Below are 24,931 nucleotides of genomic sequence, written 5' to 3'. Positions count from 1 at the left end.
GGTCCGAACCGTCTCCGGTTCACGGAACCGTGCCTGCCCGGCTCGCGTCGAGCGGCGGGCGCGGCGGGCGCGCCTATGACGCGCCGGAGTCGGCGTCGCGGGCGAGCCGTGCTTCGCGCAGCGCGCGACGGCGGTCGGCAAAGAACGACTTCAGCGCGGCGCCGCACTCGTCGGCGAGCACGCCGCCGGTCACTTCGGTATGGTGGTTCAGTTGCGGATTCGCGAATGCGTCGATCACGCTGCCGCACGCGCCCGTCTTCGGATCGGCGGCACCGTAGACGACCCGTGCGATGCGCGCATGCATGATCGCGCCCGCGCACATCAGGCACGGCTCGAGCGTGACGTACAACTCGCAGCCGGGCATCCGGTAATTCTGCAGATGCTGCGCGGCCATGCGCAGCGCGGCCATTTCCGCATGGGCCGACGGGTCGTGCCCGCCGATCGGATGGTTGAAGCCGCGTGCGATCACTTCGTCGCCACGCACGAGCACCGCGCCAACCGGCACTTCGCCGGCCGCGCGCGCCTCTTCGGCGGCAGCCTGCGCAAGACGCATGTAATGCAGGTCGCGTGCCGATACGGGCGCGGCTTCGGGAACGGGGGAATCGGCGGCGGGTTCGGCCGCCGGGGCGGCTGCCGACCGGGCTGCGTCGTGCAGCGCGTCGGACGTCACATCGGCCCCGCTTCGGCGGACGCTTCGTCGAGCCCGCGCTCGCACAGGCGCTCGGCGATGCGCCGGCAGTAGTCGCGCGGCATCACCATCGGGCCGCCGCGCAGCGATTCGAGCGCCATGTCGAGTGCGAGGATCTTCGCCTGCAGCCGGCAGCGCGCGGCGCGGTCGCTGACCGCCTGCACTTCGTCATGCAGGTTGCGCAGCGCGCGCAATTGCTCGACGGCCGGCGGCACGAAGCCCGCATTCTTCAGGATACGGTTGGCCACCCGCACCTCCTCGGGCACGAGCAGGTCGTCATCCAGCGCCTGTGGCGCGCCGGTACCCGGCAAATCGTCGAACTCGCCCCGCGCGGCGGCGGCGGCAATACGTTGTTCGACCAGGGCGTCAAGCAATCTCATCAGTCAATCGGAACAATGCGGCAGGCCGAATTCTAGCAGGGTGACGCGGGTATGACAGGCCCTTCGAATATATGCTCGATATTGTGTTTTTTAGGGGCCGAATCGCAGGGCATGCGCGCCGATCGGTCTCATTTGCCGCTCTGCTGCGCTGCAGCGGGCTGCGGACCATCTGGACACCGGCAAATGCGACCGGTGCCAGGCCCTGTTTTTATTTGCGACGATGCGAACCGAACCGCGCCGCCCCAGAAAAACGGACACGGCCCTGCTTCCAATTTTCCTGGTTCAGGCAGCCGCCGCTTCCGGCCGCGCATTCGCGAAGGGGCGGAACATCATCGCGATCAGGAATGCGCCGAGACCGATCGCAAACGAGCCGAGATACAGCCAGCCGTAGCTGCCGAGCGTATCGACGATCAAGCCGCCGGCGACGGGCCCCGCTGCCATCCCCAGACTGCCGGCCATCGCGCAGCCGCCGATCACGGTGCCCATCATCCGCAGCGGGAAGTTCTCGCGCGCCAGCACCGAATACAGCGGCATCACGCCCGCGTAGATGAAGCCGAACACGACCGCGACCGCGTAGAACCCGTCGAGCGTGCGCACGAAGTAGTACCCGAGCGCACCCAGCGCCTGCGCAAGCAGCCCGGCTACCAGCATGCGCTTCGCGCCGATACGGTCGCCCAGGATCCCGAACGCGATCCGGCCGCCCATGCCGGCGAGCCCTTCGACGCTGTAGATCGACACCGCGACGATCAGCGGGATCCCGCACGTCACCGCGTAGCTGACCGTATGGAAGATCGGGCCCGAATGTGTCGCGCAGCAGAAGAAGTTGGTCAGCAGCAGCACGATGAACTGCGGCGAACGCAGCGCGTCCGCGACCGACATCGCCGCAGGCCCGCCGGCGGGCGCCGGCACCGCTGGAGCCGCCTGCGCGCCGTCGAGCGCGGGCGCCCGGCGCACCAGCAGCGACACCGGAATCATCACGACGGCCGCCAGCGTCGCCATCAGCAGCATCGACGTGCGCCAGTCGCGCACCGACACGAGCCACGCGGCCAGCGGGGCCATCGTCATCGGCGCCATCCCCATGCCGGCCGACACGAGCGACACCGCGAGGCTGCGGTGCGTGTCGAACCAGCCGGTTACGCACGCCATCATCGGCGCGAATATCGCAGCCGTCGCGCCGCCGACGGCGAGGCCGAACGTGAGCTGGAACGCGAGCAGCGACGGCGCGCGGCTCGCCAGCGCCAGGCTTGCCGACAACAGGACGGCGCCCGTGATGACGACCGGGCGCGTGCCGATGCGGTCCGACAGGCTGCCCCATGCCATGCTCGCGAAGGCCATCGCGATGAAGCCGAGCGTCATCGCGCCGGAAATGCCGGTCATCGACCAGCCCGTGTCGCGCGCGATCGCGCGCAGGAACACCGGCAGCGAAAACATCGCGCCGATCGCGATGCAGCCCATCAGGCCGCCCGCGGCGACGATGACCCAGCGGTATCGGGAATCCGGCATGGGGTGCCTCCTTGTCGTGATGGCGATCCTCGGGAACCGGGTGCCACCTGCTTCGCGCAATGCCCGGTCGACATGGATACGACGGGCGACGCATCGGGAAATCGACATGTGCGGCACACACGCCGACGAATTTTTTCATTGTCGGCCGATCCGCTCGGCCCGCAACGGGCGGAGCGAGCCGACGCTACATGCCGAATGGTCCGTTCGGCCTGCCCCTTGCCGCCGCGCTTTTCCAGAATCGGAAAGTCGAAATCAGAAATAGTTGGTTGGGCCGCGCGACCCGGCTGACTACACTCGAGCAATCTTGTCATAACAAGTTGACCGATGACCTCCCCCAACGTCGTGCCGCTGTCGGCGGCCCCGCTCTACGTGCAGATCAAGGACACGCTGCGCGCACGCATTCTCGACGGCACCTATGCGCCGCACAGCCGGATGCCTTCCGAGCACGAACTCTGCGCGATGTTCGACGTCAGCCGCATCACGGTGCGCCAGGCGCTCGGCGATCTGCAAAAGGAAGGACTGCTGTTCAAGCTGCACGGCAAGGGCACCTTCGTGTCGAAGCCGAAGGCATTCCAGAACGTGACGTCGCTGCAGGGCTTCGCCGAGGCGATGTCGTCGATGGGCTACGAGATCGTCAACCAGGTGCGCAGCTTCCGCACCATCAAGGCCGACCGCCATCTCGCGACGAAGCTGAACGTGCCCGAGGGCGCGCCGCTCGTCGAGATCCATCGCGTGCGGCTGCTCAATCGCGAGCCCGTGTCGCTCGAACAGACCTGGGTGCCCGAAGCACTCGGCAAGCGCCTCGCGGGCGCCGATCTCGCGACCCGCGACATTTTCCTGGTCCTGGAAAACGACTGCGGCATCCCGCTCGGCCATGCCGACGTATCGATCGACGCGATCCTCGCCGACGACGAGATCGTCGATGCGCTGCACGTCGAGGAAAGCAGCCCCGTGCTGCGCATCGAGCGCCTCACGCATGACGCGTCGGGCGCACCGATCGACTTCGAATACCTCTACTTCCGCGGCGACGCCTTCCAGTACCGGCTGCGCATCGACCGGCAGAAACCGCGCCAACCTGCAAGGAAACAGCGATGACTACCCATGTGCTCGAATACGACATCGTCGTGGTCGGCGGCGGCACGGCCGGCCCGATGGCGGCGATCAAGGCGAAGGAGCGCGACCCGTCCCTGCGCGTGCTGTTGCTCGAAAAGGCCAACGTGAAGCGCAGCGGCGCGATCTCGATGGGAATGGACGGCCTGAACAACGCGGTGATCCCCGGGCATGCGACGCCCGAGCAGTACACGCGCGAGATCACGATCGCCAACGACGGCATCGTCGACCAGGAAGCCGTGTATGCGTATGCGACGCACAGCTTCGAAACGATCGAGCAGCTCGACCGCTGGGGCGTGAAGTTCGAGAAGGACGGCACCGGCGACTACGCGGTGAAGAAGGTCCATCACATGGGCTCGTACGTGCTGCCGATGCCGGAAGGACATGACATCAAGAAGGTGCTGTACCGGCAACTGAAGCGCGCGCGCATTGCGATCACGAACCGGATCGTCGCAACGCGCGTGCTGACCGACGCGCAGGGCCGCGCGAGCGGCGTACTCGGCTTCGACTGCCGCACCGCCGAGTTCCACGTGATCCGCGCGAAGGCCGTGATTCTCTGCTGCGGCGCGGCCGGTCGCCTCGGCCTGCCGGCCTCGGGCTACCTGATGGGCACCTACGAGAATCCGACCAACGCGGGCGACGGCTACGCGATGGCGTATCACGCCGGTGCCGCGCTCGCGAATCTCGAATGCTTCCAGATCAATCCGCTGATCAAGGACTACAACGGCCCCGCGTGCGCGTACGTCACCGGCCCGCTCGGCGGCTTCACCGCGAACGGCAAGGGCGAACGCTTCATCGAATGCGATTACTGGAGCGGCCAGATGATGTGGGAGTTCTACCAGGAACTGCAAAGCGGCAACGGCCCCGTGTTCCTGAAGCTCGACCATCTCGCGGAAGAAACGATCCAGACCATCGAGCAGATCCTGCACACGAACGAGCGGCCGAGCCGCGGCCGCTTTCATGCCGGGCGCGGCACCGATTACCGCAGCCAGATGGTCGAGATGCACATCTCCGAGATCGGTTTCTGCAGCGGGCACAGCGCATCCGGCGTGTACGTGAACGCCCGCGCGGAGACGACCGTGCCCGGGCTCTACACGGCCGGCGACATGGCGGCCGTCCCGCACAACTACATGCTCGGCGCATTCACGTACGGCTGGTTTGCCGGGCAGAACGCAGCCGACTACGTGGCCGGCCGCGAGCATGCGCCGGTGGACGACGAACAGGTCGCCGCCGAACGCACCCGTGTGCTTGCGCCGCTGCTGCGCGAGCGCGGCCTGGCGCCGGCGCAGGTCGAATACAAGCTGCGCCGCATGGTGAACGACTATCTGCAACCGCCGAAGGTGACACGCAAGATGGAAATCGGGCTGCAACGCTTTGATGAAATTGCTGAGGATATCGAATAGATAAAAGCGAACCATCCGCACGAACTGATGCGCGCCGCCGAGGTGCGCGCGATCCGCGACTGCGCGGAAATGGCCGCGCGCGCGTCGCTGTTCCGCACCGAGAGCCGCTGGGGGTTGTACCACCACCGCGTCGACTATCCGCATCGCAACGACGCCGAATGGTTCTGCCACACCTGGCTGCGCAAGGACGCCGCGGGCGCGATGCACAGCGAGAAGCGTCCGGTCGAACCATACGTCGTGCCGCTTGCCGACGACGAGCGCGGCGCCTACACGAATCTGCGCATCCGCGAGCCGGCCGCGCTCGCGGCCGCTCTTTGAGGAACCTGCCATGCCCCATACCCCGCACGACATCTTCCAGCGCAGCAGCGCACCCGTGACGATCGACGAGAACCTCTGCATCGCCGACAAGGGCTGCACCGTCTGCGTCGACGTATGCCCGCTCGACCTGCTCGCGATCGACGTGACCAAGGGCAAGGCCTATATGCAGTTCGACGAATGCTGGTACTGCATGCCGTGCGAACGCGACTGCCCGACCGGCGCGGTCAAGGTCGACATCCCTTACCTGCTGCGCTGACCGTGTCCCTCAACGCTCATTTGAGTCGCCGATGACCACCCCCTCCTTCGCTCCCGTATTGCCGCGCGCAGACGCCCCCGACGAAGCCGCACTCGTCGCCCGCCTCGCCGCGCCCGATGCCGCCGTGCGTCGCGTCGCACTGTTCGAACTCGCCGACCTCGAGGACCCCGGGTTCGTGCCCGTGTTCATCGCCGCGCTGAGCGACGATCCGTCGGCCGACGTGCGCGGCGAAGCCGCCCGCGTGCTCGGCGCGTGGGAGCAGCCCGACGTCGTCGACGCGCTGTGCGGCGCATTGCTCGATCCGGACGCCGACGTGCGCGACGCCGCCGCGCAGAGCCTGTCCGAACTGAAGGACGCTACATCCGGCGCCGTACTGTGCCGATGGGCCGACCGGCCCGAGCCGTTCGTGCGCCGTGCCGTGCTGCGCGGATTGCGCGAGTTGCGTGACCCCGGCGCGTTCGCGCCCGCGCTGCACGCGCTCGATGCCGAACACACCGAGGTGCGCGCCGAAGCCGTGGCGGTGCTCGGCTGGCTCAAGGATCCGCGTGCGCTGCCGCCGCTCGCGCGCACCGCGACAACCGATGCCGCAGCGGACGTGCGACGTATTGCCGTTGGCGCGCTCGGGTTCGCGACGCCCGACGATGCGACGGTCATCCACGCCCTGTTTGCCGCGTTGCGCGACCGCGAATGGCAGGTGCGCGAGGAAGCGGCCACGACGCTCGGCAAGCTGCGCATTGCGACCGCGCGCGAACCGCTCGTCGCCGCGCTCGACGACGACTACTGGCAGGTGCGCCTGCGTGCCGCGCGTGCGCTCGGGCAACTGCGCGATGCGGCCGCGGCACCGGCCGTCGTCGCCCTGCTCTCGCACGCGATCAGCAACCTGCGCAAGGAAGCCGCGCTTGCGCTCGGTGAATTGCGGGACCGCGCGACGTTGCCCGCACTGACCCACGCACTGGAGGATCACGATCCGGAAGTCCGCAAGGCCGTGCGGATCGCGATCCGGCAGATCGACGAGGCGTCGCGATGATCTCCCCAACCGAAATCGTGCTCGATCATCCGGCGCGCACGTTGACACTCCGCTGGCCGGACGGTCACACGCAACGCGTCAGCTACGCACGGTTGCGCGGCGATTGCCCGTGTGCGGAATGCCGAAGGATCCGGATCGACGGCGGTCGTGTCGATGCGCGGCCCGACCTGACGCTGGACAGCCTGGAAACGGCCGGCTACGGCATCCGCGTGGTGTTCGGCGACGGTCATGCGCGCGGCATCTATCCGTGGCCGTATCTGGCGGGCATGACCGCGCGGCCGTGACGTAGCGCCCGCGGCTGCGCGGACGAAATAGCAGGCGTGCGGAAACGCTGCGATACTGACGCCCACGATCGTCTCCACCCACCGTGGGAGCCAGAACATGCAAACCGCAGTCGGATTCATCGGCCTCGGCGTGATGGGCACGCCGATGGCGCTCAATCTTGCGCGGGCCGGCACGCCGCTCGTCGTATGGAGCCGGTCGCACGGCAGCGACGATGCGCTGCGCGACGCCGGAGCGCGCGTGGCCGAGCATGTAGACGACGTGTTCGCGACCTGCCGCACCGTGATCCTGATGCTCGCGAACGACGCGGCGATCGACGGTGTCCTCGCGCGCGGCACGCCCGGTTTCGGCGCCCGTGTCGGCGGCCACACCATCGTGAACATGGGCACGAACGCACCCGAATATTCGCGCGCACTGGCCGACGACATCGCCGCCGCGTCGGGCCGTTATGTCGAAGCGCCCGTGTCGGGGTCACGCAAGCCGGCCGAAGCCGGTCAACTCGTCGTGATGCTCGCCGGCGCACCGGACGACGTCGACGCCGTCCGTGCGCTCGTGAAGCCGCTGTGCCGCGACAGCTTCGTGTGCGGCGACGTGCCGTCGGCGCTGACGATGAAGCTCGCCGTGAACCTGTTCCTGATCACGATGGTCACCGGCCTGACCGAAGCCACGCATTTCGCGCAACGCCACGGCATCGATCTCGCCCGCTTCGCCGACGTGCTGAACGCCGGCCCGATGGCGAGCGACGTGTCGCGCGTGAAGCTCGGCAAACTCGTCGCGGCCGATTTCTCGGTGCAGGCCGCGATCACCGACGTGCTGAAGAATGCGCGCCTCGTCGCCGAATCCGCGCGCGGCATCGGCATCGCGTCGCCGCTGCTCGACATCTGCCATGCGCTCTACGGCGAGACCGAGCGAGCGGGACATGGTACGGACGACATGGTCGCCGTGATCCGCGCGATCGAGCAGCGCACCGACCACGCGCAATGAATCTTCACCGGCCGCCCCATACACTCGAACGCACCTGCGCGTAGCACCCCATGTCCGACTCACCCCGCTCCCCGACCAGCGTCCCCGCTTCCGTCCGCCCGGTTCCCGCCGTGATCGGCATCGTCCTGCGGGAGCGCGACGTGCTGCTGGTGCGTCGCGCCAATCCGCCCGATGCGGGCTGTTGGGGCTTTCCCGGCGGCAAGATCGAAGCGGGGGAATCGATAGCGAACGCGGTCGTGCGCGAGATCGCGGAAGAAACCACCGTCGACGTCGAAGCACTCGACGCCTTTACCGCGCTGGATGCGTTCGATTACGATGCCGGCGGCGACGTGCGTCAGCATTTCGTGATGGTCGCGGTGCTGTGCCGATGGTTGCGCGGCACGCCTGCCGCCGGCGACGACGCGCTCGACGCGCGCTGGTTCGATCTCGCCGAACTCGACCGCGATGACTTGCCGATGAGCGCGGGTGTTCGTGATGTCGCGCGACGCGCGATCGAGCGTGCGGCGGCACTTGGTCACGTGCAGCGTCCTGCCAATACTTGAATGCGTGAAGCACCGCTGTCTTTCTCGCAGCGCTTGCGAGCGACCCTAGCGGGACCATGACAGTGCCGGCTACGCGCCGACGAACCTCCAATTACAAATCAAAGATGGGCCAAACCATGCTCAGAATTCGCAAGTCCACCCCGGCCGACGGCACACGCGTGCTGGATATCTGGCGCAACGCGGTCGACGCCACGCACCATTTCCTCAGCAACGACGACCGACGCGCGATCGAATCCGAAGTCGTCGCGTTCCTGCCCGGTGCACCGCTCGATCTCGCCGTCGACGATACCGACCGGGCGATCGGCTTCATGTTGCTCGACGGTAGTCACATGGAAGCACTGTTCGTCGATCCCGCTCACCACGGCGCGGGTGTCGGGCGCCTGCTGGTGGAAGACGCGCTCAAGCGTCACCCCGACCTGTCGACCGACGTCAACGAACAGAACGAAGCGGCGGCAGGCTTCTATGAACGGCTCGGCTTCGAGCGCACCGGGCGATCGGCGCTCGATGGGCAGGGGCGCGCCTATCCGCTGATTCACCTGCGCTATCGCGCGAAACCGTCGTCGTCGCCGCAGCCCGCATAACCGTGACCGGCGCGGGATAGCGCGCCGCCCTCCGCGTCATGCGCTCCGAGCACGCGAACGCGGCGACCTGATACCAGGTCCGCTCCACGCATGCCGCATGCGGCCACGTGACGCGTCATGCACGACGCACCGGTACCACGCGCTCGACCCTTGCACGGATGATCGTTTCCCGGACTGAACGAGCCTGTCACGGGCCGGGAGATGCTAACCTCTCGGCCACTCTAACGACACCGCGTGAAGCCACAGGATTCGACCATGCAAACCGTTGCGGTACTGGACTTCGAAACAACCGGACTTTCGCCGAATATGGGCGATCGAGCGACCGAAATCGCCGTCATCCTGCTCCGGGACGGGGAAGTCGTCGACCGTTTCCAGAGCCTGATGAATGCAGGCAGACGCATACCGTCCGATGTCGTCGCGCTGACCGGCATCACGAACGAGATGATCGCAGCGGCGCCGCCGGCGTCGACCGTCATGAAGGAAGCCGCGGCGTTCGTCGGCAAGCATGCTGTCGTCGCTCACAACGCCGGTTTCGACAAACGGTTCTGGCAGTCGGAACTCGGGCTGCTTGGCGTGTCGGCCGAGCATGCGTTTGCGTGCACGATGCTCGTGGCGCGACGTATCTACCCGGATGCCCAGAGTCACCGCCTGTCGAGCCTGGTGGATATGCTGCGGTTGCCGAAATCGGGCCGTGCGCACCGGGCGATGGTCGATGCCGAGATGGCCGGGCACCTGTGGTGCCGGCTGCAACACGACATTGCGCGGACGTACGGACTGAATCGTATCGATCACGCGCTCATGACACGTGTGCAGGCCACGGCCAAGGCGAAAGTGCCGACGTACCTGCGTTCGCTCGTGGGCGCACACGTGTGATGCAGGCACGCAGCGCGTCAACGTAAAACGGCTTGGCAATCGCCAAGCCGTTTCTAGTCCGGGCCTGAGCCCGGGCAGCATGCAAACCGAATCGGCCGTCCGCTTCCGAACGCCGATTCAGCAACCAGTACTCACTCCCACTCGATCGTCGCCGGCGGCTTGCCCGAGATGTCGTACACCACACGGTTGATCCCGCGCACCTCGTTGATGATCCGGTTCGACGCGCGGCCGAGCAGCGCGTACGGCAGGTGCGCCCAGTGCGCGGTCATGAAGTCGGTCGTCTGCACCGCGCGCAGCGACGTCACGTAGTCGTACGTGCGGCCATCGCCCATCACGCCCACCGACTTCACCGGCAGGAACACCGCGAACGCCTGGCTCGTCAGGTCGTACCAGCTCTTGCCGACATCGGCTTCGCCGCACAGGCCGGCGGCCGCATCCTGCGCGGTCGCGGTCGTGTTGCGCAGTTCCTCGATGAAGATCGCGTCCGCGCGGCGCAGCAGGTCCGCGAACTCGCGCTTCACTTCGCCGAGAATCCGCACGCCGAGGCCCGGGCCCGGGAACGGATGGCGGTACACCATCTCCGGCGGCAGGCCGAGCGCGACGCCCAGCTCGCGCACTTCGTCCTTGAACAGGTCGCGCAGCGGCTCGAGCAGCTTCAAGCCGAGCGTTTCCGGCAGGCCGCCGACGTTGTGGTGGCTCTTGATCGTCGTCGCCTTCTTCGTCTTCGTGCCGCCCGATTCGACCACGTCCGGGTAGATCGTGCCCTGCGCGAGCCACTTCGCCTTCGACAATTTCTTCGCCTCGGCCTGGAACACCTCGACGAACTCGCGGCCGATGATCTTGCGCTTCGCCTCCGGATCGGTCACGCCGGCCAGGTGGCCGAGGAACTGTTCGGACGCGTCGACGTGCACGACCTTCGCATGCAGGCGGCCCTCGAACATGTCGAGCACCATCTTGCCTTCGTTCAGGCGCAGCAGGCCGTGGTCGACGAACACGCAGGTCAGCTGGTCGCCGATCGCGCGATGGATCAGCGCAGCGGCGACGCTCGAATCGACACCGCCCGACAGGCCGAGAATCACTTCCTCGTCACCGACCTGCTCGCGGATCTTCGCGACGGCTTCCTCGATATGGTTGCTCATGATCCAGTCGGGCTTCGCACCGGCGATCTGCAGCACGAAGCGCTCGATGATCTGGCGGCCCTTCACCGTGTGCGTGACTTCCGGATGGAACTGCACCGCGTAGTAGCCGCGCGCCTCGTCGGCCATGCCGGCAATCGGGCAGCTCGGCGTCGACGCCATCAGCGCGAAGCCCGGCGGCAGCTCGGCAACCTTGTCGCCGTGGCTCATCCAGACCTTCAGCATCCCGTGGCCTTCGTCCGTCTTGAAGTCCTCGATGCCGTCGAGCAGGCGCGTGTGTCCGTGTGCGCGCATTTCCGCGTAACCGAATTCGCGATGATCGCTCCACTCGACCTTGCCGCCGAGCTGCACGGCCATCGTCTGCATGCCGTAGCAGATGCCGAGCACCGGCACGCCGAGATCCCACACGGCCTGCGGCGCGCGCAGCTGATGGTCTTCGTACGTGCTCGCGTGGCTGCCCGACAGGATCACCGCCTTCGGCGCGAACTCGCGGACGAAGTCGTCGGACACATCGTTCGGATGGATTTCGCAGTAGACGTGCGCTTCGCGCACGCGTCGCGCAATCAGTTGGGTGACTTGCGAACCGAAGTCGAGAATCAGGATTTTGTCGTGCATGGCTGCGGACGGGATGAAGAGAATAAGAAAAGCAGCGCATCATTTTCATCATGCGCTGCGTCAATAGCATGGACAGCGGCGTCGGGCGGAAGGCGGCACGCGCGACGCATGGCCGGTCAATCCTGCATCGGCGGGCGCTCGTCGAGTGCGACGGTGCCGGACGACGATGGGCCGGATGCGGCCGGTGACGACGAGACAGCGGACGCTGCGGGGCGGCTGACGACGGGCTCGACACGCTGCGGTGCAGGTGACGACGCGGGCGCCATCGCCGGCTCGGCCGGACGCTGCGCAGGCGCGCGCGCCTCGAGCGCCTGCTCCCGCGCCTCGAGCGCCTGCTCCTTTTCGCGCCGGCGTACGGCCGATGCGAGTCGCACGCCGCCGAGGCCGAGCACGATCAGCGCGACGCCGGCCACGGCCGACAGCACGCGGCCGGCGGCCGCAAGCGCGGGACCGCTGCCGGTACCGATCGACCAGACGATCGTCAGCGCGCCGGTCAGCCAATACACATGGCCGACCGAACGCGCGACCGGCGCCGTGAGATCCCCGTTGAACGCTGCATGAAACGCGAGCCACGCGAGCCCGAGCAACGCGATGCCGAACGCCTGGCCGAGCATCGCCGGCTGGACGTTCGCCAGCTGCAGCGCGTTGAAGAGCGACTGCCAGGGCGTCAGCACGAACAGCACGCCGAACGCCAGCAGCAGGACGGCATCGATGATCAGCACGGCTCGCAGCAGCGGTTTCATCGGCAATCAGTCCACGTGGTAGTTCGGCGCTTCCTTCGTGATCTGCACGTCGTGCACGTGCGACTCGCGCATGCCCGCCGCGGTGATCTGGACGAATTCAGCCTTGTCGTGCAGCTCGTCGATCGTCTTGCAGCCGCAGTAGCCCATGCTCGCGCGCACGCCGCCGACCAGCTGGAACAGGATCGCGTTGACCGAGCCCTTGTACGCGACACGGCCTTCGATGCCTTCCGGCACGAGCTTGTCGATGTTCGCCGAGTTGTCCTGGAAGTAGCGGTCTGCCGCGCCGTCCTTCATCGCACCGACCGAACCCATGCCGCGATACGACTTGTACTGGCGGCCCTGGTACAGGAACACGTCGCCCGGCGCCTCTTCGGTGCCCGCGAACATGCTGCCCATCATCACCGCGTTCGCGCCGGCCGCGAGGGCCTTCGACACGTCGCCCGAGAAGCGCACGCCGCCGTCGGCGATGCACGGCACGCCCGTGCCCTTCAGCGCTTCCGCGACGTTCGCGATCGCGCTGATCTGCGGCACGCCGACACCGGCAACGATCCGCGTCGTGCAGATCGAGCCCGGGCCGATACCGACCTTGACCGCATCCGCGCCGTATTCGACGAGCGCCTTCGCGGCGGCGGCCGTCGCGATGTTGCCGCCGATCACTTCGACGTGCGGGAAGTTCTGCTTGACCCAGCGAACGCGCTCGAGCACGCCCTTGCTGTGGCCGTGCGCGGTATCGACGACGATCACGTCGACGCCGGCCTGCACCAGCAGCTCGACACGCTCTTCGTTGTCGGGACCGACGCCGACCGCCGCGCCTGCGCGCAGCTTGCCGTGTTCGTCCTTGCACGCGTCCGGGTGCTCGGTCTGCTTCGTGATGTCCTTGACGGTCATCAGGCCGCGCAGTTCGAACGCGTCGTTGACGACCAGCACGCGCTCGAGGCGGTGGCTGTGCATCAGCGCCTTCGCTTCGGCGAGCGGCGTGCCTTCCTTGACCGTGACGAGGCGCTCGCGCGGCGTCATGATCGACTTGACCGGCTCGTCGAGGCGGGTTTCGAAGCGCAGGTCACGGTTCGTGACGATGCCGACGAGCTGCGGGCCTTCGACGACCGGGAAGCCGGAGATGCCATGCTGGCGCGACAGCGCGATCACGTCGCGCACCTTCATTTGCGGCGGCACCGTGATCGGATCGCGGACGACGCCCGATTCGAAACGCTTGACCTTCGCGACCTCGCGGGCCTGTTCGGCCGGCGTGAGGTTCTTGTGGACGATACCGACGCCACCCTGCTGAGCCATCGCGATCGCAAGGCGACCTTCGGTGACCGTGTCCATCGCGGCGGACACGAGCGGCATGTTCAGGGAGATGTTGCGGGTCAGCTTGGTCTTGAGGCTGGTGTCGCGCGGGAGAACGTCGGAGAAGGCGGGAACGAGGAGCACGTCATCGAAAGTGAGTGCTTTTTGGATCAGACGCATGGCAAATCCTATGGGCGCAAAAGCGAATTATACGCGAAGCGCCGTGAATTTTCACAACACGAACAACGGCTTAGCCGGTTTCGGCCGTTCGGGGGCCGAATCGTTCGGATCGCCGTTCGGTTCGTTTTCGATCGCCTTTCGTTTCACCTCCGCATCGAGCCATTCGCGCAGCCGGCCGCGAAACGGCCCATCCGCCTGTTGCGGACGGGCCACGCGGCGGCCGCGGCGGCGATGAAGCCCGGCCCGGCAACGGGCCGAACGGATCCCATCGTCCGGCCTCACGGCAGCCCGGTCGCGCGGACGATCATCACCATGCCGCCGCCGACCACGACGCAGCCGACGATCCGCGCAACCCGCCCGCCGGCCGGCGCCAGGCGCTCGGCGGCGATCGCAACCGTCACGACCGCCATCACGCGCAGATCCATCATGCCGGCCGCCAGCGCGACCGCCATCAGGTTCCCGCAACACGCCCCGCATCGCGTGGCGGCTCGCACGCCGTGCCGCCATGCCGCACCGGCCTCCGCGTGCGGCGGATGCGCGCCGGTCGCCGCGTGCCGGCAGCACGTCAGCCGGCGCGCCTTCCATCCGGAGAATTGCAGGACGCCTGCGGCCAATACGACCGTGCCGGCCACGAACGGCATGGCGCGAGCGAGCGCCGGCAGCCGTGCAGCGGCGCTTGTCAGTGCAGCGCCGGCCGGAAACACGAGCGCGCCGACTGCCATCCACACGGCGAAATACCCGGCGCCCACCACGGCGACGAGCCAGGTCGAACGCACCGCCGCCAACGGACCAACGCTCTGCCGGTATCGCCACAGCACCGGAGCCAGCACGGGCAGCATCATCGTCACCGTCATCGCGCCCCACATGCCGGCGAACGCCGCGAACGTGCGGCCAGCGCCCCATCCGCACGGCCGCTGCCATGCCGCGCCGCCGGACACGGGTGCGCCGCCCATCGCGGCCATCGACGCGTGCTGCGTCACGATCGCAACAACGGCAACGGCGAACACGGCCGCGAGCGCCACCGCGAAGGCTCGCGGATCGGGGCCCGCAACGCCGGCCGCAGGCCGCGTCATCGCCCGCCCCCGCCCGTCGCCGGCGCGCTCAGCCGCGTGCGTACTCGTCATGACGGCGCCACCACGGGCCGGTCTCGTTGCGCCCGCGCGGCGCGCGATCGAGCCACTGGTACATCCCCCACAGCCCGTCGAGGCCGCGCGCATAGGTGGAATACGTGTGATAAACCGCGCCGTCCTCGCGCACGAATGCGCTCATCCCCGGCCGGTCGAGCGAATACGTGACCGCGTCGGTCCCGCAGGTCGCCGCGAACGCCACGACGGGTGGCGGCGGCGGATCCATGTCCATCGCGTGACCGGCCCGCGCGTAGTTGTACTCGACGTCGCCCGCGCGCTGCTGCGTTTCGGTGAACGACACGTTGAAGTCGAAGTTGAAATCGCTGCCGACCGACGACGCCCACGGGAAGTGCCAACCCATCCGCTGGCGGTACGCGAGCAGCTTTGCGAGCGGCGCGCGCGACACGGCGGCGAGCGTCACGTCGTGGTTCGCCAGATGCACGGCGAAGCCGTCGAAACCGTCGGCGATCGACGAACATGACGGGCAGCCGGCCTTGTAGTCGGGGCCGAACATGAAGTGATAGACGAGCAGTTGCGAACGGCCGCGAAACAGGTCGTCGAGCGTTGCCTGCCCGTCCTCGGTGTCGAACCGGTAGGTCTTGTCGACGCGCACCCAGGGCAGTGCCTGGCGCCGCCGCGCGAGTTCGTCGTTTTGCCGTGTCAGCGCCTTTTCCGCGTCGAGCAGCGCGCGGCGTTCGGCCAGCCATTCGTCGCGGGTTCCGGTGAGATGAGTCGTCATGGCGGGTTCCTCCTTCCGATGGGTATCCGGGCACGGCGTCCGGTGCCGTGTGCGTGGTGCTAGATTAGTGGCGGGCATCGGACCGGAGGGAGTGACAAGTGTGTCGGGATTCGGATGGATTCGCTGATCACGGCGGCCGCGCGCGCGCTCGCGGCCGGTGACGCGCTCGGCGCGCTGAACCGCGTCGCGCTGCGCGACGATGCGCCGGCGCTCGCGCTGCGCGGAATCGCGATGGCGCAGCTCGGCGATTTCGAACGCGCTCGCGCACTCGTGCGCGGCGCCGCTCGTGCGTTCGGCGCGAAGGAGGCCGTGGCGCGTGCGCGCTGCGTCGTCGCGGAAGCAGAGATCGCGCTCGCGTCGCGCGACCTGCGCTGGCCGACGCGCGCGCTCGATGCCGCGTGCGCGACGCTCGACGCGCACGGCGACCGCGCGAACGCCGCGCATGCGCGCTATCTCGGCGTGCGCCGGCTGCTGCTGATCGGCCAGCTCGACGATGCCGAGCGGATGCTCGCGAATCTCGATCCCGCGCCGCTGCCGGCTGCATCGCGCGCCGCCCATGAGCTGATCGCGGCCGGCATCGCGATGCGCCGCATCCGCACGCACGTGGCCCGCGCGGCGCTTGCCCGGGCGCGCGCAGCCGCCCGCGACGCCGGCATCGCCGCGCTGACGGCCGAGGTCGAGACCGCGGCGCGCGTGCTCGACGCCCCGGCCACGCGCCTTATCACACGCGGTACATCGCGGCTCGTGCAACTCGACGAAGTCGAGACGCTATTCGCGTCGAACGCGCTCGTCGTCGATGCGTGCCGCCACACGGTGCGCGACGCGCGCACGACCGTGTCGCTTGCGCGGCGGCCCGTGCTGTTCGTGCTTGCCCGCGCGCTCGGCGAGGCCTGGCCGGCCGACGTGTCGCGCAACGCGCTCGTCGCCGTCGCGTTCCGCGCGAAACACGCGGACGAATCGCATCGCGCACGCCTGCGCGTCGAGATCGGCCGGCTGCGCGCGGTGCTGCGGCCGCTCGCGAACGTCGTCGCCACGCCGCGCGGCTTCGCGCTCGAACCGCTCGGCGTACGCGAGACCGTCGTGCTGGCGCGCCCGGTCGACGATCGCCACGCAGCCGTGCTCGCGCTCCTCGCCGATGGCGAAGCGTGGTCGAGCTCCGCGCTGGCGCTGGCCCTCGGCGCGAGCCAGCGCACCGTGCAGCGTGCGCTCGACGCGCTCGCCGAAGCCGACAAGGTCCAGGCGCTGGGCCGTGGCCGCGCGCGCCGCTGGATGACGCCGCCATTGCCCGGTTTCGCGACGACCTTGTTACTCCCCGCCCCGCTCCCGGGCGATTAGGATGACCTCACCGAACGACCCAGGTGACGAACATGAAACGCTCCCGAGCAGACATCCTTCGCGAATACGGCCCGTTTCCGGGCGTCGACGGCGTACACGGCGTCACGTACGACGGGCAGTACGTGTGGTACGCGTCCGGCGACAAGCTGAATGCGCTCGACCCGGAACGCGGCACGACCGTCCGCTCGCTCGACGTCGCCGCGCATGCGGGCACGGCGTTCGACGGCCGCCACCTGTACCAGATCGTCGAGGACCGCATCGAGAAGATCGATCCCGAATCGGGCCGCGTGCTCGCGACGATCCCCGCTCCCGGCAAAGGCGGCGATTCCGGGCTGGCCTGGGCGGAAGGCGCGCTGTGGGTCGGCCAGTACCGCGAACGCAAGATTCATCAGGTGGACCCGCAAACGGGCGCCGTGCTGCGCACGATCGAATCGAACCGCTTCGTCACCGGCGTGACGTGGGTCGACGGCGAGCTGTGGCACGGCACCTGGGAAGCCGACCAGGCCGACCTGCGGCACATCGATCCGCGCACCGGCCAGGTGCTCGAGCAGATCGACATGCCGGCCGGCGTCGGCGTATCGGGGCTCGAATCCGACGGCCACGACCGCTTCTACTGCGGCGGCGGCAACAGCGGCACGTTGCGCGCCGTACGTCGGCCCGCGCGGGCCGGGGCGTCGGGCCACAACGCGGGCGCACCGCCCGATTCGGCTGACGAATGATCCGCAGCCTGCCGTGATCGCTCCCGGGCGCTGCACGCCTGCGCGCCGCCCTGCGCCGAGTGCAGGAATGAACAAGACGACGTGGCAGCCGCGTCGCTACGATGCGCGCTCGTCAGTCATGTGTTCGGAGCGGTCGATGCGACGCGGTGTGGTTTATGGTGTTTTGGCAGGTGCCCTGTGGGGCATGGTGTTTCTCGTTCCTCGGCTGCTGACCGACTTCTCGCCGCTGCTGCTGAGCGCCGGCCGCTACGCGATGTACGGCCTCGTGTCGCTGGCGGCCGCACTGCCGGCCGCACGCTCGCTGCTCGCGCGGCTGACCCGCGAGGATCTCGTCGCGCTGGTCAGGCTCGCCGTCGTCGGCAACGTCGCGTACTACATGCTGCTGTCCGGCGCCGTGCACCTGATCGGCATCGCGCCCAGTTCGCTGATCGTCGGCGTGCTGCCCGTCACGGTCACGCTCGCGGGCCTCGGCGACCACGGCGCCGTGCCGCTGCGGCGGCTCGCGGCCCCGCTCGCGCTGGTGATCGCGGGCATCGTCTGCATCAACGTCGACCTGTTCACCTCCGAGGCCGCGCATGCGACGACGCTCGGCCAGAAGCTCGCGGGCATCGCCTGCGCGGCCGGCGCGCTCGCGAGCTGGACCTGGTATGCGGTCGCAAACGCACGCTATCTGCAGCGCCATCATCATTTCAGCGGCAACGAGTGGTCGGTGCTGTGGGGTGTCGTGACGGGCCTGATCGGCGGGCTCGTCTGGATCGCGATCGTCGCGCTGCCGGCCGGCACCGTGCAGGCAGCCGTCCCGGCGTCGCGCTGGCAGCTGTTCTGGCTGCTGAACCTCGTGCTCGCGATCGGCGCATCGTGGCTCGGCAACGGGCTGTGGAATGCCGCGTCGAAGCGGCTGCCGCTCACGCTGTCGGGTCAGCTGATCGTGTTCGAAACCGTGTTCGCGATGCTTTACGCGTTCGTCTACGACCAGCGGATGCCGCATGCACTCGAGATCGCCGCGCTGGTGCTGCTGCTCGCGGGCGTCTACGGATCGGTGCGGCAGCACGGCGACACGCCCGCCGGCGGCGATACGTCGGGAAGCGCGCCGGCAAATGCAAACGCCGCGGCCCACTGAGCGCTACACCGTTCGATCAGACGAAATCAGACGATCGGGACGAAAGCCGCAGAAAGGCGCGTCAGCGCGCGTCCTTGTGCATCCACTTGCGGCCCTCGATGGAGCCGGCGCGGCGCGACTTGTCGACGCGCCGCTGGCGCGCGAGCTTCGGATCGACGATCAACGGGCGGTAGATCTCGACGCGGTCGTGGTCGGCGAGCGGTGCGTCGAGCGGCGCAAGCTTGCCGTACACGCCCGTCTTCGCGTTCGCGAGATCGATTTCCGGGTGCAGCGCGAGCACGCCGCTCGCATCGATCGCCGAACGAACGGTCGCCCCTTCGGGCAGTGACAGCGGAATCAGCGTCTGGCGATCCGGCAGCGCGTAGCAGACTTCGATCGACAGCATCGCGTCACCCCTTCCCGTAGCGCTGGTCGGCGCGCTTCACGAACGAATCGACGAACGTGTTCGCGATATGGCTGAACACGGGCCCGATGATCTTCTCGAGCAGGATGCTCGAGAACTCGTAGTGCAGCGCGAATTCGATCTTGCAGGCATCGGCACGCAGTGCCGTGAAGCGCCACGAGCCCGTGAACTTCTTGAACGGGCCGTCCGTGAACTCCATGTCGATCCGCGTCGGGCGCTGCTGCGTGTTGCGCGTCGCGAAATGCTGCTTGATGCCCTTGAAGTTGATGTCGATGCGCGCTTCCATCCCGCTCTCGTCCTGACGGCGAATCTCGACGCCGCCGCACCAGGGCAGGAAATTGGGGTAGTCGGCCACGTCGGTGACGAGGTCGAACATCTGTTCCGCCGAGTGACGGATCAATACGGTTTTCTGGACATCTGCCATAAATCGCGCGGCATCGCTTAAGGTGAGAACGCAAGCCGGGCGATTCCCGCCCCGCTTTGCTAAAATCGTGATTTTAAACGAGTTGGCCCGATCCTTTCATGAGCATCATCGACAACAGGAAAGCGCACTTCGATTATCACATCGAGGAACGCTACGAGGCGGGGCTCGTGCTCGAGGGCTGGGAAGTCAAGGCGCTGCGCGCCGGGCGCGGCCAGATCCGGGAAGGTTACGTCGTGATCAAGCACGCCGAGATCTTCCTGATCGGCACCCATATCAGCCCGCTGCCCGAGGCTTCGACCCACATCACGCCCGACCCGGTTCGCACGCGCAAGCTGCTGCTGCACCGCGAGGAAATCAAGAAACTGATCGGCAAGGTCGAGCAGCGCGGCTACACGCTCGTGCCGCTGAACTTCCACTACAAGGGCGGTCGCGTGAAGTGCGACATCGCGCTCGCGAAGGGCAAGAAGCTGCACGACAAGCGCGAAACCGAGAAGAAGCGCGACTGGGAACGCGAAAAGGCCCGCATCATGCGCGCCGGCACCTGACCTGCGCGACAACACGCATCACACACGACACGGCCCGCTCGAAGCGGGCCGTGTTGCTTTGGTGTCAGGTGAATCGGGCGCGGCGGCTACACGGACGATACTCGGCACGCCACGCCGCCGGTTTCGGCCGAAGAAAGGCACCGACGACGGCACCGCACGGGCATCATCCGCCTCCGGCTGCGCGACGATTCGCCGCACGCCGATCACACGCGGCGGCCGCCGGCGCCCGGCGGAAATCCGGACTCAGGCCTTCCCGCCCGAGGCGGCCCCCGCGCTCTTGACGATCGTCAGCGCCGACGAGATCGCCGAACCGAGATCCGACAGGTTCGACGGCACGATCAGCGTGTTGCCCTGCTTCGCGAGATTCGAGAACGCGCTGACATACTGCTCGGCCACCTTCAGGTTCACCGCATCCATCCCGCCCTGCGATTGCATCGCGTTCGCGATCTTCTGGATCGCCTGCGCGTTTGCCTCGGCCACCGCCAGAATCGCGGCGGCCTCGCCCTGCGCCTGGTTGATCGCAGCCTGCCGCTCGCCTTCGGATTTCTGGATCGCCGCTTCGCGCGCGCCCGACGCGAGGTTGATCTGCTCCTGCTTGCGGCCTTCGGATGCGGCGATCAGCGCACGCTTTTCACGCTCCGCGGTGATCTGCGCCTGCATCGCGTGCAGGATTTCCTTCGGCGGCGTCAGGTCCTTGATCTCGTAGCGCAGGACCTTCACCCCCCAGTTCGCCGCGGCCTGATCGAGCGCCGACACGATGTTGTGGTTGATGAAGTCGCGCTCCTCGAACGTCTTGTCGAGTTCGAGCTTGCCGACCACCGAACGCAACGTCGTTTGCGCAAGCTGCGTGATCGCGAGCACGAAGTTGCTCGACCCGTACGACGCCTTCATCGGATCGGTCACCTGGAAATACAGCACGCCGTCGACCTGCAGCTGCGTGTTGTCGCGCGTGATACAGACCTGGCTCGGCACGTCGAGCGGGATTTCCTTCAGCACGTGCCGGTATGCAATGCGATCGACGAACGGCAGCACGATGTTCAGGCCGGGCGACAGCGTCGCGTGATAGCGCCCGAAGCGTTCAAGCACCCACGCATGCTGCTGCGGCACGATCTTCACCGTCTTCGACACGATCACGATCGCGATGACGAGCAGGACAACCCAGATGATCAGCGAATCCATGAAGTATTCCCTCCTTGTTGTATCGGCGGACGTTCAGCCCGCGGGTTTCGCCACGACCACGAGACAATTGCCGCGCACGGCACTCACCTGATACACGTGCGCGTCGTCGCGCTCGCCGTTCTCGAGCTCGACGTCCCAGTCGGCGCCGCGATACTGCACGCGCGCGCGGCCGTCACGCCACGCGTCGACCGTGACGGTCGCGCCGATATCGAGATTGACGTCGGGATTGGTCGACGTGTCGCGCTTCTGCTTGCGGCCGAGCCCCGAGCGCCGCAACACGACCATCGCGACGATCGCGACCACGGCCGCCGCACCGAACTGCACGTGCGGCGCGAAACCGGCCAGCTGCAGCAGCCCGCCCGCGAGAAAGCCGAGCGCGATCATCAGCAGGTAGAACGTGCCCGTCAGCAACTCGGCCACGACCAGCACGCCCACCGCGACCCACCAGAACAGATGCCCCGACATCATTGTGGTCTCCAGAAAAACATCCCCCGCGCTCACTCGCGTTGCAGGAAACCAGAATACGCGTTGACGCGCGACTCCGGTTCAACATGCTCGCCGCCCCTGCGGAGACGGCCAGTGCGCACGGGCCGGCCCGGTACGTACCCACAAACAAAAACACCCCGGTGCCTACCGGGGTGTTTATAGCATGAACCTTGCATTTTGCCTTCAACGGAAGCACGGTGCCACCGCGCTTCCGTCAAGGATGCGTGACCGACCGTTACTTCCGGTTGGCGAGCGCCTGCCACGTATCGATGATCGTGTCGGGGTTCAGCGAGATCGACACGATGCCTTCGTCCGTCAGCCATTGCGCGAAGTCCGGGTGATCGGACGGGCCCTGGCCGCAGATGCCGACGTACTTGCCCATCTTGCGGCAGGTATCGATCGCGCGCTTCAGCAGGAACTTGACGGCCGGGTCGCGTTCGTCGAAGTCGACAGCCAGCAGTTCCATGCCCGAGTCGCGGTCGAGGCCGAGCGTGAGCTGCGTGAGGTCGTTCGAGCCGATCGAGAAACCGTCGAAGAACTGCAGGAAGTCTTCGGCGAGGATCGCGTTGGTCGGGACTTCGCACATCATCACGAGGCGCAGGCCGTTTTCGCCGCGCTTCAGGCCGAACTTCTCGAGCAGGCCGACGACGCGCTCCGCCTGCTTCACGGTACGCACGAACGGCACCATGATCTCGACGTTGGTCAGGCCCATCTCGTCACGCACGCGCTTCAGTGCACGGCATTCCATCTCGAACGCCTGCGCGAAGTCTTCAGCGATGTAACGCGACGCGCCGCGGAAGCCCAGCATCGGGTTTTCCTCGTCCGGCTCGTAACGCGAACCGCCGATCAGCTTCTTGTACTCGTTCGACTTGAAGTCGGACAGACGCACGATCACGGGCTTCGGATAGAACGCCGCCGCGATCGTCGCGACACCTTCCGTCAGCTTGTCGACGTAGAACTGACGCGGCGATGCGTGACCGCGCGCGACGCTCTCGACGGCCTTCTTCAGATCCTGGTCGATGTTCGGGTACTCGAGGATCGCCTTCGGGTGAACGCCGATGTTGTTGTTGATGATGAACTCGAGACGCGCGAGACCCACGCCGCCGTTCGGCAGTTGCGAGAAGTCGAACGCGAGCTGCGGGTTGCCGACGTTCATCATGATCTTGACCGGGATTTCCGGCAGTTCGCCGCGCTGCACTTCCGTGACTTCCGTCTCGAGCAGGCCGTCGTAGATCTTGCCTTCGTCGCCTTCCGCGCACGACACGGTGACGAGCGCGCCGTCCTTCAGGATGTCGGTCGCGTCGCCGCAGCCGACGACTGCCGGCACGCCGAGTTCACGCGCGATGATCGCCGCGTGGCAGGTCCGGCCGCCACGGTTCGTGACGATCGCGGCTGCACGCTTCATCACCGGCTCCCAGTTCGGGTCGGTCATGTCGGCCACCAGCACGTCGCCCGGCTGCACGCGTTCCATTTCCGACGGATCCTGGATCACGCGCACGGGGCCCGCGCCGATCTTCTGGCCGATCGCGCGGCCCGTTGCCAGCACCTGCGACTGGCCCTTCAGCTTGAAGCGCTGCTCGGCCTTGCCGGTCGCCTGGCTCTTCACGGTTTCCGGGCGTGCCTGCAGGATGAAGATCTTGCCGTCGCGGCCGTCCTTGCCCCACTCGATGTCCATCGGACGCTGGTAGTGCTTCTCGATGATGACCGCGTACTTCGCCAGCTCGATCACGTCTTCGTCGGTGATCGAGTAGCGGTTGCGCTGCTCGTGCGGCACGTCGACCGTCTTCACGCGGCCCGGCTCGCCCGGCTGCGTGAATTCCATCTTGATCAGCTTCGAGCCGATCGAGCGGCGGATGATCGGGTACTTGTCCTGTGCGAGCGTCGTCTTGAACACATAGAACTCGTCCGGGTTCACTGCGCCCTGCACGACGGTTTCGCCCAGGCCGTAGCTCGACGTGATGAACACGGCGTCCTTGAAGCCCGATTCGGTGTCGATCGTGAACATCACGCCGGCCGCGCCGACGTCCGAGCGGACCATGCGCTGCACGCCTGCCGACAGGGCGACTTCCGCGTGCGTGAAGCCCTTGTGCACGCGGTACGAGATCGCGCGGTCGTTGTACAGCGACGCGAACACGTGCTTCATGCGGTCGAGCACGTCCTCGATGCCGACGACGTTCAGGTACGACTCCTGCTGGCCGGCGAACGATGCGTCGGGCAGGTCTTCCGCGGTAGCGGACGAACGCACGGCGAACGACAGCTCGCCCGGCGAGCTGTTCTTCAGGGTTTCGAACTGCTCACGGATTTCCTGCTCGAGACGTGCCTGCAGCGGCGCATCGACGATCCACTTGCGGATTTCGGCGCCGGCTTCGGCGAGCGCCTTCACGTCGTCGATGTCGAGCGACTCGAGACGCTTGGCGATGCGGTCGGTAAGGTCGTTGTGCTTGAGGAAATCGCGGAACGCGAGCGCGGTCGTGGCGAAACCGGTGGGTACGCGAACGCCTGCTTCGGAAAGCTGGCTGATCATTTCGCCCAGCGACGCATTCTTGCCGCCGACGATCTCCACATCGGTCATCCGCAACTGCTCGAACGGAATTACATACGCCTGGTCCTTTGCGACGTTTGCTGCGTTAGTCATACAAGCCCCTAAGTGTGAAAAAAATGCTCGATTGCGCAAGTGGGCTTGGACGCGGGCGCTTGCAAAAAGGCGCGGCGCGTCTTGCGCAACCTGTTGGAGAAACAATCGCAGCGGCGGATAACCTTCCGACCCGATTTACAAAAATCCCGGCAGAAGGGCGATATTTGCAGACAAATCGCCAAACTTGCCGGGAATTTTGGAATCGAGCGGCGAAGCCTGGAGCGCTGTTCGCGCCCTGCCCCCGCAATTGCTTATCCAACAGGTTGCCGCTATTCTACCGTGCCGGCTGCCGGATGTGGCGCGACCTTGTC

The 24,931-nt window shown here is 67.1% G+C and carries 25 protein-coding genes and 1 pseudogene; 13 read left to right on the top strand and 13 right to left on the bottom strand.

Annotated features, from left to right (window positions below; translation table 11 throughout):
* Nucleotides 1-73: 73 nt before the first annotated feature.
* The 3 genes from tadA to QZM35_RS09785 all read right to left on the bottom strand — a co-directional run bounded on the left by tadA (nucleotide 74) and on the right by QZM35_RS09785 (nucleotide 2,571).
* A complete protein-coding gene (tadA, locus tag QZM35_RS09795) occupies nucleotides 74-670 on the bottom strand; it encodes a tRNA adenosine(34) deaminase TadA (protein ID WP_089425663.1) in 597 nt (198 codons plus the stop codon).
* Nucleotides 667-1,068 (bottom strand): DnaJ family domain-containing protein, encoded by a 402-nt coding sequence (locus tag QZM35_RS09790; protein WP_006478536.1) that lies wholly within the window; start codon nucleotides 1,066-1,068, stop codon nucleotides 667-669. Before QZM35_RS09790 ends, tadA begins: the two co-directional genes overlap by 4 nt.
* Nucleotides 1,069-1,350: 282 nt before the next feature.
* Entirely contained in the window at nucleotides 1,351-2,571 is a 1,221-nt protein-coding gene (locus QZM35_RS09785; protein ID WP_089425664.1) for an MFS transporter, read from the bottom strand.
* Nucleotides 2,572-2,895: 324 nt separating this feature from the next.
* On the opposite strand from QZM35_RS09785, the gene QZM35_RS09780 reads away from it, so the two are divergent.
* The 9 genes and pseudogenes from QZM35_RS09780 to QZM35_RS09740 all read left to right on the top strand — a co-directional run bounded on the left by QZM35_RS09780 (nucleotide 2,896) and on the right by QZM35_RS09740 (nucleotide 9,947).
* Complete coding sequence (locus QZM35_RS09780) at nucleotides 2,896-3,666, top strand: GntR family transcriptional regulator (RefSeq protein ID WP_089425665.1); 771 nt, start codon at nucleotides 2,896-2,898, stop codon at nucleotides 3,664-3,666.
* A pseudogene (locus QZM35_RS09775) lies at nucleotides 3,663-5,402 on the top strand (fumarate reductase/succinate dehydrogenase flavoprotein subunit). The gene QZM35_RS09780 and the pseudogene QZM35_RS09775 overlap by 4 nt, the downstream one beginning before the upstream one ends.
* 10 nt (nucleotides 5,403-5,412) lie before the next feature.
* Nucleotides 5,413-5,658, top strand: coding sequence for a ferredoxin family protein (locus QZM35_RS09770; protein ID WP_039342800.1), 246 nt, complete (start codon nucleotides 5,413-5,415; stop codon nucleotides 5,656-5,658).
* A gap of 31 nt (nucleotides 5,659-5,689) precedes the next feature.
* Nucleotides 5,690-6,685 (top strand): HEAT repeat domain-containing protein, encoded by a 996-nt coding sequence (locus QZM35_RS09765; protein ID WP_089425667.1) that lies wholly within the window; start codon nucleotides 5,690-5,692, stop codon nucleotides 6,683-6,685.
* Complete coding sequence (locus QZM35_RS09760; protein WP_089425668.1) at nucleotides 6,682-6,969, top strand: DUF971 domain-containing protein; 288 nt, start codon at nucleotides 6,682-6,684, stop codon at nucleotides 6,967-6,969. Before QZM35_RS09765 ends, QZM35_RS09760 begins: the two co-directional genes overlap by 4 nt.
* 97 nt (nucleotides 6,970-7,066) lie before the next feature.
* Nucleotides 7,067-7,951: an NAD(P)-dependent oxidoreductase gene (locus tag QZM35_RS09755; protein ID WP_089425669.1), complete on the top strand. Its 885-nt coding sequence runs from the start codon at nucleotides 7,067-7,069 to the stop codon at nucleotides 7,949-7,951.
* Nucleotides 7,952-8,001: 50 nt separating this feature from the next.
* Entirely contained in the window at nucleotides 8,002-8,493 is a 492-nt protein-coding gene (locus QZM35_RS09750; protein WP_089425670.1) for an NUDIX hydrolase, read from the top strand.
* Nucleotides 8,494-8,609: 116 nt separating this feature from the next.
* Entirely contained in the window at nucleotides 8,610-9,074 is a 465-nt protein-coding gene (locus QZM35_RS09745; RefSeq protein ID WP_089425671.1) for an acetyltransferase, read from the top strand.
* Nucleotides 9,075-9,329: 255 nt separating this feature from the next.
* The gene (locus tag QZM35_RS09740) at nucleotides 9,330-9,947 is read left to right on the top strand and encodes a PolC-type DNA polymerase III (RefSeq protein ID WP_089425672.1); all 618 of its coding nucleotides are present in this window, start codon (nucleotides 9,330-9,332) and stop codon (nucleotides 9,945-9,947) included.
* Between the two features lie 131 nt (nucleotides 9,948-10,078).
* Here the strand turns inward: QZM35_RS09740 and guaA are convergent, their stop codons facing one another.
* From guaA to QZM35_RS09715, 5 genes are all read right to left on the bottom strand, one after another.
* Nucleotides 10,079-11,698 carry a glutamine-hydrolyzing GMP synthase gene (gene guaA, locus QZM35_RS09735; RefSeq protein WP_089425673.1) on the bottom strand — a complete coding sequence of 540 codons (1,620 nt, stop codon included), beginning with the start codon at nucleotides 11,696-11,698 and terminating at the stop codon, nucleotides 10,079-10,081.
* Between the two features lie 116 nt (nucleotides 11,699-11,814).
* Nucleotides 11,815-12,441, bottom strand: a complete 627-nt coding sequence (locus QZM35_RS09730) for a hypothetical protein (protein WP_089425674.1) — start codon at nucleotides 12,439-12,441, stop codon at nucleotides 11,815-11,817.
* Between the two features lie 6 nt (nucleotides 12,442-12,447).
* A complete protein-coding gene (gene guaB, locus QZM35_RS09725; RefSeq protein ID WP_011352433.1) occupies nucleotides 12,448-13,908 on the bottom strand; it encodes an IMP dehydrogenase in 1,461 nt (486 codons plus the stop codon).
* A gap of 278 nt (nucleotides 13,909-14,186) precedes the next feature.
* A complete protein-coding gene (locus QZM35_RS09720) occupies nucleotides 14,187-14,981 on the bottom strand; it encodes a DUF2182 domain-containing protein (protein ID WP_089425940.1) in 795 nt (264 codons plus the stop codon).
* A 28-nt stretch (nucleotides 14,982-15,009) separates the two neighbouring features.
* A complete protein-coding gene (locus QZM35_RS09715) occupies nucleotides 15,010-15,774 on the bottom strand; it encodes a DUF899 domain-containing protein (protein WP_089425675.1) in 765 nt (254 codons plus the stop codon).
* Nucleotides 15,775-15,888: 114 nt separating this feature from the next.
* Between QZM35_RS09715 and QZM35_RS09710 the strand changes: the two genes are divergently transcribed.
* The 3 genes from QZM35_RS09710 to QZM35_RS09700 all read left to right on the top strand — a co-directional run bounded on the left by QZM35_RS09710 (nucleotide 15,889) and on the right by QZM35_RS09700 (nucleotide 18,948).
* Nucleotides 15,889-17,109, top strand: a complete 1,221-nt coding sequence (locus QZM35_RS09710) for a helix-turn-helix domain-containing protein (RefSeq protein ID WP_089425676.1) — start codon at nucleotides 15,889-15,891, stop codon at nucleotides 17,107-17,109.
* Nucleotides 17,110-17,141: 32 nt separating this feature from the next.
* Nucleotides 17,142-17,828, top strand: a complete 687-nt coding sequence (locus tag QZM35_RS09705) for a glutamine cyclotransferase (protein ID WP_089425941.1) — start codon at nucleotides 17,142-17,144, stop codon at nucleotides 17,826-17,828.
* A gap of 136 nt (nucleotides 17,829-17,964) precedes the next feature.
* Nucleotides 17,965-18,948: a DMT family transporter gene (locus tag QZM35_RS09700; RefSeq protein ID WP_089425942.1), complete on the top strand. Its 984-nt coding sequence runs from the start codon at nucleotides 17,965-17,967 to the stop codon at nucleotides 18,946-18,948.
* Between the two features lie 61 nt (nucleotides 18,949-19,009).
* On the opposite strand, the gene QZM35_RS09695 is transcribed toward QZM35_RS09700, so the two are convergent.
* Both QZM35_RS09695 and QZM35_RS09690 read right to left on the bottom strand, forming a co-directional pair.
* Nucleotides 19,010-19,333 (bottom strand): RnfH family protein, encoded by a 324-nt coding sequence (locus QZM35_RS09695; RefSeq protein ID WP_043190875.1) that lies wholly within the window; start codon nucleotides 19,331-19,333, stop codon nucleotides 19,010-19,012.
* Nucleotides 19,334-19,337: 4 nt separating this feature from the next.
* A complete protein-coding gene (locus tag QZM35_RS09690; protein WP_034188832.1) occupies nucleotides 19,338-19,775 on the bottom strand; it encodes a type II toxin-antitoxin system RatA family toxin in 438 nt (145 codons plus the stop codon).
* A gap of 98 nt (nucleotides 19,776-19,873) precedes the next feature.
* Between QZM35_RS09690 and smpB the strand changes: the two genes are divergently transcribed.
* Nucleotides 19,874-20,320, top strand: a complete 447-nt coding sequence (gene smpB / locus QZM35_RS09685) for an SsrA-binding protein SmpB (protein ID WP_039342760.1) — start codon at nucleotides 19,874-19,876, stop codon at nucleotides 20,318-20,320.
* Between the two features lie 243 nt (nucleotides 20,321-20,563).
* Here the strand turns inward: smpB and QZM35_RS09680 are convergent, their stop codons facing one another.
* The 3 genes from QZM35_RS09680 to ppsA all read right to left on the bottom strand — a co-directional run bounded on the left by QZM35_RS09680 (nucleotide 20,564) and on the right by ppsA (nucleotide 24,620).
* Nucleotides 20,564-21,499: an SPFH domain-containing protein gene (locus tag QZM35_RS09680; protein ID WP_089425677.1), complete on the bottom strand. Its 936-nt coding sequence runs from the start codon at nucleotides 21,497-21,499 to the stop codon at nucleotides 20,564-20,566.
* Between the two features lie 33 nt (nucleotides 21,500-21,532).
* On the bottom strand, nucleotides 21,533-21,967 hold the full coding sequence (locus tag QZM35_RS09675; RefSeq protein WP_046545972.1) for an NfeD family protein: 435 nt from the start codon (nucleotides 21,965-21,967) through the stop codon (nucleotides 21,533-21,535).
* 253 nt (nucleotides 21,968-22,220) lie between these two features.
* Nucleotides 22,221-24,620, bottom strand: a complete 2,400-nt coding sequence (gene ppsA / locus QZM35_RS09670; protein WP_089425678.1) for a phosphoenolpyruvate synthase — start codon at nucleotides 24,618-24,620, stop codon at nucleotides 22,221-22,223.
* Between the last annotated feature and the right edge of the window lie 311 nt (nucleotides 24,621-24,931).

The sequence above is a fragment of the Burkholderia sp. AU45274 genome (assembly GCF_030482505.1).
GTDB lineage: Bacteria > Pseudomonadota > Gammaproteobacteria > Burkholderiales > Burkholderiaceae > Burkholderia.
The sequence above is the reverse complement of the archived record's forward strand: the minus strand, read 5'-3'. Positions and strand labels throughout refer to the sequence as shown.